Source organism: Clostridium sp. OS1-26 (assembly GCF_030915445.1).
GTDB lineage: Bacteria > Bacillota > Clostridia > Clostridiales > Clostridiaceae > Clostridium_AM.
Window position 1 is genome coordinate 726,590 of the sequence record NZ_CP133264.1, and the last position, 12,971, is coordinate 739,560.

The window sequence follows — 12,971 nt, forward strand, 5'->3', positions numbered from 1 at the left end:
CTTATCCCCAACTTTAAGAAAAGCAGAGAGCCCAAATATTAAGCAGGCATCCCAAATCTATGATTTGGTGCGAATCGCTTTCACAGAGTGCGTTGGGGTATTAGTGGCGATAGACATCGGATAAGTTTTTACTATTGTCTGTGTTGTGCTCCAAGTCTATTTTCTAAGGTTCTAACTATTTTATCATAAACCTTATTTACATCAGCATCAGTTAGTGTTCTATTGTCTACTCTATAAACCATAGAATAAGCTACGCTTTTCTTTCCTTCTGGAATTTGCTCTCCCTTATATACATCGAATAATTTAATGCTTTCTAATATATTTCCACCTTGTTTCCACATCACATCTTCTATATCCTGTACAAGCACAGCATCATCTACTAAGATTGCCATGTCTCTTGTTACAGCTGGGAATTTAGGAAGCGCCTTGTATTTTTTATCCAAATTAGCATTGCTGTATAATACATCAAGGTTAAGTTCTGCAACATAGCATCTTTCTGATATTCCATAGTTTTCTGATACATCTGGATGAACTTCTCCTAATATACCTACAAGATCCTTCTTTATATAAAGTGCTGCTGTTTTTCCAGGATGGAAGCTTGGATTCTCACTTTCTCTCTTAAAGGAAGCCTTATCAATTCCCAGTGTTTCTATTATATTCTCAGCTACTCCTTTTATATGGAAATAGTCAACGTCTCCATATAATCCTATAGTTACAATATTTCTTTCTTCAGGAAGCTTACTTAAATCTTCATTTGGATTATAAACCTTACCTACTTCAAATAATCTTGCATATTCATTGTTTCTAGAATAATTTCTAGCTAGTGCTTCCATAATAGATGGTATAGTAGTAGTTCTCATTATACTATAGTCTTCACCTAATGGATTTTTTATAGCTACAGTATTTCTAAAAGTACTGTCTTCTGGTAGACGTATTTTATCGAATACCTTAGGGCTCACAAAGGAATAACTTATAGATTGATTAATGCCGCTTCCAATTAATGCTTCCACTACCTTATCATCTAAATGCTGCTTTCTATTTTTTCCGCTTCTTGAACTAACACTTTCTATAAGGGTAGTAGGGATATTATTATATCCATATATTCTCGCTATTTCCTCGGCTATATCTTCCTTTATATTTACATCGCACCTAAAGGTAGGAACATTAATAGCTAGGGTATCGCCATTTATCTCTGTACCTAGTTCTAATCTATCTAAGTAATTTTTCATATCTTCTTTAGAAATCTCTGTTCCAAGGAACTTGTTCACCCATTTATAATCCACTTCTAAGCCATGAGGCTGAAGTTTTTCAGGATATATATCAATAGTTCCTTCCATAATTTCTCCTGCGCCTAATTCCTGAACAAGATTACATGCTCTATCCATAGCAATTTGAGCTAAATTAGGATCTAAATCTTTTTCAAATCTTGAAGAAGCTTCTGTTCTTAATCCTAACTGTTTTGAAGAACCTCTTATATTTGTTCCATCAAAATTAGCACATTCAAATACTACATAAGAAGTATCTTCTTTAACTTCGGAATTTAGACCTCCCATTATTCCGGCAAGTCCTATTGTTTTTTCTCCATCTTTTATATTCAACATATTTGATGTCAATATTCTTTCTTGCTCATCTAATGTAGTAAACTTTTCTCCATCTTTTGCCCTCTCAACTACTATAGTTTTTGATGTTATTTCTCTAACATCAAAGGCATGCATTGGTTGGCCAATCTCTAGCATAACAAAGTTTGTTATATCTACTATATTATTTATTGGCCTTACTCCAGCTTCTAAAAGTTTATCCTGCATCCAGCCTGGAGATGGTTGTATTTTAACATTTTTTACCCCTCTAGCCATATATCTTCTACATAGGTCATCTCTCACTTCTACCTTAATTTCATTTTGAATATTATCTTTGCAGACTGCTTTATAGTCCAGCTTAGGCATTTTGTAAGTCTTATTTAGTGTAGCAGCAGTTTCTCTTGCTATTCCAACTACGCTTAAGCAATCTGGTCTATTTGATGTTATCTCTAAGTCTATTATTGCGCTTGTCATATCCAAAATATCTTTTATGTCTTTGCCAACAGGCGTATCCTGTGGAAGTATCATAAGCCCATGAACTGGCTCATCTCCAGCTATCCCCAGTTCTTCTTCCGAACAGAACATACCATTAGAAACAGCTCCTCTAAGCTTTCCTTTTTTTATCTTTAAACCTCCATGAAGAGTAGATCCATGGAGAGCTGTCGGTACTACATCTTGCTCTTTCATATTTGTTGCGGCTGTAACAATTTGTATAGGTTCACTTTCTCCAATGTCTACCTGACATATAGATAACTTTTCTGCATCTGGATGTTTTTCTATTTTTATTATTTTCCCTGTAACAACATTCTGTATTTCCTCACCTGTTGTAACAACCTCTTCAACCTTTGAGCCACTTAAAGTTAATCTATCTCCTAATTCCTTTGGTGAAATATCTATATCAACATAATCTTTTAACCATTTAACTGGAACCTTCATAATAAAATCCTCCTTTTTAAATTTTAAGTTTTATCTTTATTCGTTGGATAATACCCTTATCCTTCACTTCTAAATTATTAGAACTGATTTAAAAATCTCATATCACTTTCATATAACTGTCTTATGTCATCTAAGCCATATTTAAGCATAACCATTCTATCTACACCAAATCCAAAAGCAAATCCACTATACACTTCTGGATCTATACCACAATTTCTTAAAACCTGTGGATGAACCATTCCACAACCTAAAAGTTCTATCCATCCTTCTCCTTTGCATACTCTACATCCTTCTCCACCGCATACAAAACATGTAGCATCCATTTCAGCTGAAGGCTCTGTAAATGGGAAATGATGCGGTCTGAACTTAGTTTTTAGCTTATCTCCAAACATCTTCTTTGCAAATGATTCTAAAGTACCTTTAAGATCAGCAAAAGTTATTCCCTTATCAACAACTAATCCTTCCATCTGATAGAATATTGGAGAATGTGTAGCATCCACAGCATCTGAACGATAAACCTTTCCAGGTGCTATCATTTTTATTGGAGGTTTTTGATTCTCCATAGTTCTTATCTGAATTGGTGAAGTTTGAGTTCTCAATACCAAATTATCATTTATATAGAATGTATCTTGTTCTCCCCTTGCTGGATGATTCTTAGGAATGTTTAAAGCTTCAAAGTTATAATAATCAAGCTCTACTTCTGGGCCTTCTTCTATAGTGAATCCCATAGATATAAATATTTCTTTCATCTCATCTAAAGTCTGTTCCAAAGGATGTCTTCTGCCTAAATTTTGTCTTATACCTGGCATAGAAATATCAATTATTTCATTTTGAAGTTTTGAATTTTTTTCTTTATTTTTTATTTCCCTTAGAGATTCCTCTAAAGCATTTTCTATAACTTCTCTTACTTCATTAGCCATTTTTCCAACTAAAGGTCTTTCTTCAGCGGATAGTGAACCCATACCTCTTAATATTTGTGTTAATTCACCCTTTTTACCTAGATATTTAACTCTGATATTTTCAAGCTCAGAGCTATTTTGAGCATTTCTTAATTCTTCAAGAGCACTATTTTTTATAGTTTCTAACTTTTCCTTCATTTTTTATTCTCCTTTCAGATTTTTATTCATAATACATATGCAATGCTTTTTTACAAAATAAAAAGTTCATCCCTTTAAAAGGGACGAACTTATATCCGCGTTACCACCCAAATTGATATTGCTTGAACAGTCAATATCCACTTTAGAAATTTTATCGGCTTTAACCGCTAACTGCTAATTTTAATCTCACAATTAGAACTCCAGAGTGAACTTCAATATAAAAGCTTTTAAGAAGGTTTTCAGCCTCGGCCTTCTCTCTCTAAAAAAACTATATATATTTACTTTCTCCATCATAGTAATATATGCAATTTTATATTTTCTTATTTTACATATTCATATTGAAATTGTCAATATAAATTTTTCCTAATTTTCTAATTACCAAAATAATATATTATATTAGTTTTTGCCTAACTGCTTCAAACATCATAATAGATGCTGCCACAGAAACATTTAGGGATTCTGCTCCACCAGGCATAGGGATTTTAATTTTAATATCTGCTATATCCATTAATTCACTACTTATGCCACTACCTTCATTACCTACTGCTATTATAACCTTATCATTCAAGTCTATATCATAAAAATTTTTATCTGTATCTAGAGAACTAACAACTAATTTAAATCCATTGCTCTTTAAGCTTTTTACACTTTCTAAGTTTATATCGTGAATTATAGGTATATGAAAAATTGATCCCATAGTAGATCTAAGAGCTTTTTCATTATATATGTCCACAGTTCCTTTTGTTATTATAACTCCTAGAGCCCCTGCTGCGTGCGCTGTTCTTATTATTGTACCCATGTTTCCTGGATCTTGAACTTTATCAACTAGTGTATAAAATCCTTGTTTGTTTTGAACTTCTATATTTTTATTATTTACTACTGCAACGATTCCTTGCGGAGTATCTGTACTGCTAATAATTTTTAGTACTTGATCTGTAACAGAATAAACCTTAGTGTTTTTTTGGACTTTATCTTGCATACTGAAACTCTGCCATCTATCTAAAGCATTTTCGCTTACAAAAACTAAAGGAACAACAAAATCAGATTGTAAGGCTTCACCTACAAATCTAAATCCTTCAATTAAAAACCTACTACTCTCAATTCTATATTTTTTGTCCTTTAGTTTTTTTATATCTTTAATCAGTGAATTATCTTTGCTTTGTATGGTTTCCAATTATATGCACTCCTATCCATTAATAACATCTAACTTATTTAAATGTTTATATGTTCCAATCGCTACTATTATATCACCACGTAGAATTCTATATTCAGGACTAGGAGCTATATCGATATCATCTTTTCTCTTTATAGCTACAATATTTATTCCATATCTTGATCTTAAATCTAATTGCTCTAAGGTCTTATTATTCCAATTTTCATTTGGTATTATTTCCGCAATACCATATTCTGATGATAACTCAATGTAATCTAATATGCTGCTTGAAACCATATCTTGGACAACTCTTATTCCCATATCTCTCTCTGGGAAAACCACCTTATCCGCACCTATTTTATATAAAATTTTCGCATGGATGCTTGTGTTAGCTTTAGCAATTACATATTTTACACCTAGCTCTTTAACTAATAAGGTTACCATGATACTATCTTCCATGTTAACACCTATGCCTATTATTGCTACATCAAAATTACTTATTCCTAATGATTTTAAACTTTCCTCATCTGTAGCATTTGTGTGAATAGCATGAGTCACATATTCTGAAACATCTTGAATTCTCTGCTCATCGGAATCTATTGCTAAAACATCATTATCCAGTTCATATAAAGTTTTAGCAACAGCTGTTCCAAATCTTCCAAGACCTATTACAACATATTGCTTTTTATCCATAAAATCCACCCCTATCCAATTAAAATCTTGTCCTCAGGATATTTTATTGTTCCTGGCACAGTTTTTCGAGCTAATGATAACGCCAATGTTAGAGGACCAAGTCTTCCAGCATACATAATAAAGCTCAATATTATTTTACCTGGTACGCTTAAGTCAGGCGTTAAACCAAGAGTTAATCCTACCGTACCAAAGGCCGAAATTACTTCATAAAGTATGTATTCTAGTGAGGCTGGCTTCTCAGTCATGCACAATATAATAGTGGCTACCATAACAATACTTATTCCTAATACAGTAACAACCAACGCTCTATAAACGCTCTCTTTTCCTATCCTTCTTCCGTAAACTTCTGCATCTTCTCTACCTTTTATAACTGATATAACTGTAATAATTAATAGAGCTGCTGTTGTAGTTTTAATACCTCCTGCGGTAGATCCCGGGGATCCCCCAATGAACATAAGGAGCATAGTTAAAAATATCCCAGGTCCAGTCATATCAGAGGTAGAAATAGAATTGAAACCTGCAGTTCTTGGAACAACAGAAGCAAATAATGAAGATAAAACTTTTCCCTTCATAGACATATTACCTATGGTTTTAGGGTTATCCATTTCAAATATAAACATTAGAATAGTACCAGATACAATAAGAAATACAGTAAAAGCTATGACTATTTTTGAGTGCAAAGAAAGCTTTTTTGTATCCTTGAAATAGTATATTTCTTGCCATACAAAAAAACCAAGCCCTCCTATAGCAATCAGCGCAGCTATAGTAAGTAATATAACCGGATTTTGTGAGTAAGGAGTTACACTTCTGAAATTACCTATAATATCTATACCTGCATTACAAAAGGCAGAAATAGAATGAAAAATACTATAGTATATGCCTTTACCCCAACCAAATTCAGGAACAAACTGAGTAGCCATAAGCACTGCCCCTGCACTCTGTACACAAAATGTGAAAATTAATAAGTACTTAGACATTTTTACTAACCCTTGTATCGTAAATGAATTAAGTGATTGTTGTATAACAAGTCTTTCTTTAAGTGTAATTCTTCTTCCCATTAGTAGCGCAATTAAAGTTGCTATAGACATAAAACCTAATCCACCTACTTGTATTAAAAACAAAATAACAGCTTGACCAAAATAACTCCAGTGAGTCCCCGTATCCAGGGTTACAAGTCCTGTCACACAAGCAGAAGAAGTGGCTATAAATATACAATCAAAAAAATTAGTATATGTACCATTGCGTGATGATATTGGAAGCCATAATAAAAATGCTCCAATTATAATTAATATTACAAAGCCTAGTGCCAGTATTTGAATTTCATTAACCTTAAACCATTTGTTAATTCTAACCTTCATATCAAATACTCCTTTTTAACATATTTGATAAGGATATAACGTTATCCGTGTCTTCTATATATGTATTTTGCTATTATAAAATAATATAATACAGACCAACTATTGCCATCATAATATATATTAAATTTAATATCAATGCAAACTCAGCATATAAATAAAAATGCAGCATAAATGCTGCATTTTTATATAATCACTATTACGCGTTTAACTGTTTTTTAGCTATTTCAACTAATTCAGTAAATGCTTTTGGATCATTTATAGCTATTTCTGAAAGCATCTTTCTATTGATGTCGATGCCTGCAGTCTTTATTCCATTCATGAATCTTGAGTATGAAAGACCATTCATTCTTGTAGCAGCATTTATTCTTGCTATCCAAAGTTTTCTGAAGTCTCTCTTCTTTAATCTTCTTCCTACATATGCATTTCTTAATGCTCTGATAACTGATTCGTTAGCAGTTTTGAATAACTTGCTCTTGCCACCATAGTAACCTTTTGCAAGCTTTAATATTTTTTTATGATATTTACGAGCATTCATAGCTCTTTTTACTCTTGCCATTTAATAAAACCCTCCTTATCGAACCTGCCTACTATTTTGCGTAAGGCATTAATGTTTTCATTGTTTTTTCTTGAGTTTCTGAAACATAACCAGTCTTTCTAAGATTTCTCTTAGTTTTTGTACTCTTCTTTGTTAATATATGGCTCTTAAAAGCCTTTGCTCTCTTAAGCTTACCTGATCCTGTAACCTTAAATCTTTTTGCTACACTTTTCTTTGTTTTCATTTTTGGCATGATAATTTCCTCCTCCCAATTATGCTTTCTTTGGACTTAAAATTAATATCATGTTTCTACCTTCTAATTTTGCTTCTTTTTCTACTACGCAAACTTCTTCAACTTTAGCATAAAAGTTTTCTAATATTTTTTTACCTATAAATGAGTAATCAGCTTCTCTACCTCTAAATCTAACTGTTACTTTAACTTTATCTCCTGCAAGTAAAAATTTTCTTGCATTATTAGCTTTTATAGAAATATCGTGGTCCTCAATAGTTGGGCTAAGCCTAACTTCTTTTACATTAATAACTTTTTGCTTTTTCTTAGCTTCTTTATCTTTCTTTGATTGTTCATAAATGTACTTACCAAAGTCCATTATTTTACAAACTGGTGGATTGGCATTTGGTGATATCATAACTAAATCCAATTCTTTTTCTTCTGCAAGCTTAAGTGCTTCTCTAGAAGATATTACCCCCATTTGTGAACCATCGTCTCCTATAACTCTTATCTCTTTTTCTCTTATCTGTTCATTTACAAGAAAATCTTTGTTAATGATTTTCACCTCCCAGGTGGATTTGAATCTATGTACTTAAGTATATATAAAAAAAGGACGGCATAAGCCGTCCTTTGAATACACCACTAGACATACTAGAACTGGATTCACATAACCTTACTAGCTACACTGTAAGGTGAGAAACGGCTGTTTCTTCTTAACAAATGAAATTATACTATCATATTTAAACTTTGTCAACAGTTTTTATTAATCAACTGAACTTACTTTTTTATCAATTTCCTCGGAAATTTTTGCAATAAAGTCGTTCAATGACATAGCTCCCATATCACCTTGTTTTCTACTTCTTACTGCTACAGTGACCTCATTCATTTCTTTGTCTCCTAATACTAGCATGTAAGGAACCTTTTGAAGTTGAGCTTCTCTTATCTTATATCCTATTTTTTCATTTCTTAAATCAGTTTCAACTCTTATTCCCTTTTTCTTTAATTCCTTAGCAATTTTATTTACATATTCTATTTGGCCATCAGTTATATTCATTATTTTAACCTGTACTGGTGCAAGCCAAGCTGGGAATGCTCCTGCATAATGCTCAGTTAATATTCCTATAAATCTTTCAATAGAACCAAATACAACTCTATGAACCATAACTGGTCTGTGCTTTTCTCCATCTGCTCCTATATAAGTTAAGTCAAATCTTTCTGGCATCTGGAAATCAAGCTGACAAGTTCCACACTGCCAAGTTCTTCCTATACAATCTTTTAAGTGGAAATCTATCTTTGGACCATAGAATGCTCCATCACCTTCATTAACTCTATATGGTAGACCTGCTGCTTCTAATGCTTCTCTTAATCCATTAGTTGCTGCTTCCCAATCTTCATCGCTTCCCATAGAATCTTCTGGTCTTGTTGAAAGTTCAATAAAATATTCAAATCCAAATACTTTATAGAATTCAGTTATAAGTTTTATAACATTTAATAGTTCATCTTTTATATTTTCCTTAGTTAAGAATAAGTGAGCATCATCTTGAGTAAAACATCTAACTCTCATAAGACCATGTAGTGCTCCTGATTTTTCATGTCTGTGAACTAATCCCATTTCAGCATATCTTAATGGTAATTCTCTATATGAGTGTATTCCATTTTTGTAAACAAGTATTGATCCTGGGCAGTTCATTGGCTTTATAGCATAATCTCCCTCATCAATCTTAGTGAAATACATATTTTCCTTATAATGATCCCAGTGCCCTGATTGATGCCATAATGATTCACTTAATATTACAGGTGTCATTATTTCATCATAATCTGCAGCTTGGTGCATTTCTCTCCAGAAATTTTGAAGAGTATTTCTTACTATCATTCCCTTTGGATGGAAGAATGGGAATCCTGGGCCCTCTTCCTTTATGCTGAATAAATCTAATTCTCTACCTAATTTTCTGTGATCTCTTTTCTTTGCTTCTTCTAGCATTTTTATATGCTCATCAAGTTCTGCTTTTTTCTCGAAGGCAGTTCCATAGATTCTTTGAAGCATTTTGTTCTTTTCGTCACCTTTCCAATAAGCTCCTGCTATTGAAAGTAATTTTAATGCTTTAGCTTTTCCAGTAGATGGTACATGAGGGCCAGCACATAAATCTACAAAATCACCTTGTTTGTAGAAAGATATGATTGCATCCCCTGGAAGATCTTGAATTAATTCAACTTTATAAACTTCTCCTTTTTCTTGCATTAGCTTCATAGCTTCGTCTCTTGGAAGCTCAAATCTTTCTAGTTTTAAGTCTTCTTTAACTACTTTATTCATTTCAGCTTCTATTTTTTCAAGCATTTCTGGAGTGAATGAAAATTCTGCATCAAAATCATAGTAAAATCCATTGTCTACTGCAGGTCCTATAGCTAATTTAACATCTGGATATAATCTTTTTACAGCCTGTGCTAGTATATGAGCTGAAGTATGTCTTAGTATCCATTTTCCATCAGCATCATCGAAAGTTAATATTTCAAGCTTGCAGTCGTCATTAACCTCTGTCATTAGTTCTGCTTTTTCACCATTTATTTTAGCTCCTAAAGCTTTTTTAGCTAATGATGTGCTTAATTTAGCAGCAATATCTGCTACCTTCGAACCATTTTCAACTTCTAATTGTTTCCCGTCTTTTAAAGTAATCTTTACCATTATTTTTTCCTCCTAATTTATATTTATATAAAATTAAAAATTAAACAAAATAAAAAACTCATCCCATGTATGGGACGAGTATTATCGCGGTTCCACCCAAATTCAATAGCAATATATTGCAACTTAAATAAAATACAAACATAAGCAGGCATCCAAAATCCGCCATTTTATGATGATCACTTAAGTAGCGAACCCAAATCTGTGATTTGGAGTGAGTCACTTACTCAGCGAGCACTCATTCGCCGATAGGAGAAGGAGTTTCATATTTTAAAAGAGATATATTAGCTATTATCTTTGTACCTTTAACGCAGGTTAACGGAAATACTTACTAAGTTTCAGTACTCAACTCAAAGGTGGTTTTCAATAACACTTACTCAAAGAACCTTTCAGCCTATGGGTTCTTCTCTCTTGGAGCAGCTACTTATTTACTCTTCCTTGTCATTGTTTTTATTTTCTATATTATAGTTTTTTATCAAATATATGTCAATCATTTTTTAAAATAAAAAACTCATCCCATGTATGGGACGAGTATTATCGCGGTTCCACCCAAATTCAATAGCAATATATTACAACTTAAATAAAATACAAACATATTTCAATAGAAATATACTAGCTATTATCTTTGTACCTTTAACGCAGGTTAACGGAAATACTTACTAAATTTCAGTATTCAGCTCAAAGGGGGTTTTCAATAACACTTACTCAAAGAACCTTTCAGCCTATGGGTTCTTCTCTCTTGGAGTAGTTACTTATTTACTCTTCCTTGTCATTGCTTTCATTTTGTATTCATTATATTATTTAATTTAGTTTATGTCAACACAAAACTATAAATTATTCAATTATTCTAAAATTTTACACTCTATGAATGCTGCTTTTGATTTTTTTGCATACCTTACAATCATTGCAAAAATTAACTCGATCAGTGAATACTTTTTCTATTGTATCAATTAACTCGTTGTTTTTGCAGTTTTCAACACAGTGAATTGTTACCTTTTCTGGTGAATTTGTTATTAGTACGCTTATGAGCATATCTTCCATATTAGTGCTTTCTTTATATCTTAAATCACTTAGATCGCTAAATAACTTTGATGTTATATCGTTACCATCCTCATCCTGTACTGAATACTCGCCGCTATTGTCAATTATTAAATTAATTTTACCTATTTTACTTTCTTGAACTTCTACAAAATATTTTAAGAGCTTTATAAACTCGTTATATTCTTTATCCACCATGTATTTTTCTACAACTTTGTCTATTATTGATTCTAAATCCTCTTTTAATTCCTTCATTCTAAAAGTTATAAATCCATTTATATTTATCTCTTTATTTTCATTTATACATTCAACTATTTTATCTATCACTGCATTTTTTTTATTCATGCAGTAGATCGAATTTTCATCAATTACACGTTCTTCTCCTCGTAAAGCGTCCAAGCTACTTTGTTTTATATCCTTGATTTCATCAAATTTCAAAAAGAAATATGTATCAGATAAAAAACCTAGTATATCTTTTTTATAAAATTCTTCTATAACCACATTGTATAGTATATTAGCCATATGAATGTTGAACACATTGAGAAGCTTAGGGCTAATTTCTTCGTCACAATAGATTTTTACGAAGTGAGTATTTGAATCTATGCTTTCTGAAATGCCTATATTTATATTTTTATACTTAAAGTATTCTCTGACTTTATTTATTCCATCTATTATATCTTCTCTATCATCATTGTAAACAACAGTAAGTAATAGCAATCTTCTCACTCCCTTCTTGAAATAGTATGTGTCTAAACCAAATGTATATGCAATTTTTTTTTGTCAAATATCGACAGTTGCATTATTGAAACTTTGCAGTAGAACATATAAAATAATATAGGGTTTCGAAGCTGAAAGTTAATTTTCTAGCTAGTTTTTCTATACCTATTTTCTAATATAAATATTACTTAGAAAGGATTTTAGTATGAAATATGCTATTATAGATTATAGAACAAGTGAAGAAGAAATTTGTAATTTAAAAAAATTAGGATGTGATGTCTTAGTATGTCCTCAATCTCCTATTCTTTATGAAGCTGTTTGTGGACATCCGGATATGCTTTTACATATAATTAATCAAAAAAACATTGTAGTACATAAGGATATGAATAATGGTTTTATTAACTTATTGAAAAATTTAGGCCTATCTGTAACTTTTTCCGAAAACAGTCTAGGCTCAACTTACCCTTATGATATAATTTTAAATAGCGTAAATTTACCTAACTTATTTATTCACAATATAAAATATACTGATCCTAAACTTTTAGAAATGGTAAATGTTAAAAAGCTTATAAATGTAAAACAAGGTTATGCTAAATGTTCTACTGCAATAGTAAGTCAAAATGCTGCAATGACTAGCGACACGACGATAGCTAAATCTTTATCTAAAGAAAATATTGATGTGCTTCTCCTTCCACCTGGAGACATACTCTTGCCAGGCTTAAATTATGGTTTTATTGGAGGGTGTTGTGGGCTTTTAGACAAAAATTTATTAGCTTTTTATGGCGATTTGAACTATTATGCTTATGGAAAAGAGGTTTCATATTTCTTAAAAAAACATAATATAGAACCAATTTTTTTAAGAAAACACAAATTAATCGACAGAGGGAGCCTTTTCGTAATCGAAACATAATGTTAATTATAATAAATAAAATTAAAGGCCAATTTGAATTTGCCAAAACTT

11 protein-coding genes and 4 other annotated features are annotated in these 12,971 nt (G+C 31.8%); of the genes, 1 reads left to right on the forward strand and 10 read right to left on the reverse strand.

Features of this window, described 5'->3' with window-relative positions; genetic code table 11:
• Positions 1-131 precede the first annotated feature (131 nt).
• The 10 genes from pheT to ytxC form a co-directional block, all read right to left on the reverse strand.
• A complete protein-coding gene (gene pheT / locus RCG18_RS03620) occupies positions 132-2,513 on the reverse strand; it encodes a phenylalanine--tRNA ligase subunit beta (RefSeq protein ID WP_308040072.1) in 2,382 nt (793 codons plus the stop codon).
• Positions 2,514-2,590: 77 nt separating this feature from the next.
• Positions 2,591-3,610 carry a phenylalanine--tRNA ligase subunit alpha gene (gene pheS, locus RCG18_RS03625; RefSeq protein WP_308040073.1) on the reverse strand — a complete coding sequence of 340 codons (1,020 nt, stop codon included), beginning with the start codon at positions 3,608-3,610 and terminating at the stop codon, positions 2,591-2,593.
• Between the two features lie 76 nt (positions 3,611-3,686).
• Positions 3,687-3,913: a binding site (T-box leader), on the reverse strand.
• A gap of 88 nt (positions 3,914-4,001) precedes the next feature.
• Positions 4,002-4,784 (reverse strand): RNA methyltransferase, encoded by a 783-nt coding sequence (locus RCG18_RS03630; RefSeq protein WP_308040074.1) that lies wholly within the window; start codon positions 4,782-4,784, stop codon positions 4,002-4,004.
• A 12-nt stretch (positions 4,785-4,796) separates the two neighbouring features.
• Entirely contained in the window at positions 4,797-5,456 is a 660-nt protein-coding gene (locus tag RCG18_RS03635) for a TrkA family potassium uptake protein (RefSeq protein ID WP_308040075.1), read from the reverse strand.
• Between the two features lie 11 nt (positions 5,457-5,467).
• Positions 5,468-6,814 (reverse strand): TrkH family potassium uptake protein, encoded by a 1,347-nt coding sequence (locus tag RCG18_RS03640; protein WP_308040076.1) that lies wholly within the window; start codon positions 6,812-6,814, stop codon positions 5,468-5,470.
• Between the two features lie 196 nt (positions 6,815-7,010).
• Positions 7,011-7,370: a 50S ribosomal protein L20 gene (rplT, locus tag RCG18_RS03645; RefSeq protein WP_178909115.1), complete on the reverse strand. Its 360-nt coding sequence runs from the start codon at positions 7,368-7,370 to the stop codon at positions 7,011-7,013.
• Between the two features lie 31 nt (positions 7,371-7,401).
• Positions 7,402-7,602 (reverse strand): 50S ribosomal protein L35, encoded by a 201-nt coding sequence (rpmI, locus tag RCG18_RS03650; RefSeq protein ID WP_211143995.1) that lies wholly within the window; start codon positions 7,600-7,602, stop codon positions 7,402-7,404.
• A gap of 19 nt (positions 7,603-7,621) precedes the next feature.
• Complete coding sequence (infC, locus tag RCG18_RS03655; RefSeq protein WP_308040077.1) at positions 7,622-8,143, reverse strand: translation initiation factor IF-3; 522 nt, start codon at positions 8,141-8,143, stop codon at positions 7,622-7,624.
• Positions 8,144-8,177: 34 nt separating this feature from the next.
• Positions 8,178-8,299 (reverse strand) — a sequence feature (ribosomal protein L20 leader region).
• A 42-nt stretch (positions 8,300-8,341) separates the two neighbouring features.
• Positions 8,342-10,258, reverse strand: a complete 1,917-nt coding sequence (gene thrS, locus RCG18_RS03660; RefSeq protein WP_308040078.1) for a threonine--tRNA ligase — start codon at positions 10,256-10,258, stop codon at positions 8,342-8,344.
• Positions 10,259-10,325: 67 nt separating this feature from the next.
• Positions 10,326-10,709 (reverse strand) — a binding site (T-box leader).
• A 66-nt stretch (positions 10,710-10,775) separates the two neighbouring features.
• Positions 10,776-11,037, reverse strand: a binding site (T-box leader).
• Positions 11,038-11,110: 73 nt separating this feature from the next.
• Positions 11,111-12,010: a putative sporulation protein YtxC gene (ytxC, locus tag RCG18_RS03665; protein ID WP_308040079.1), complete on the reverse strand. Its 900-nt coding sequence runs from the start codon at positions 12,008-12,010 to the stop codon at positions 11,111-11,113.
• A 205-nt stretch (positions 12,011-12,215) separates the two neighbouring features.
• Between ytxC and RCG18_RS03670 the strand changes: the two genes are divergently transcribed.
• Positions 12,216-12,920: a DUF6873 family GME fold protein gene (locus RCG18_RS03670; RefSeq protein WP_308040080.1), complete on the forward strand. Its 705-nt coding sequence runs from the start codon at positions 12,216-12,218 to the stop codon at positions 12,918-12,920.
• The last annotated feature ends 51 nt before the right edge of the window (positions 12,921-12,971 follow it).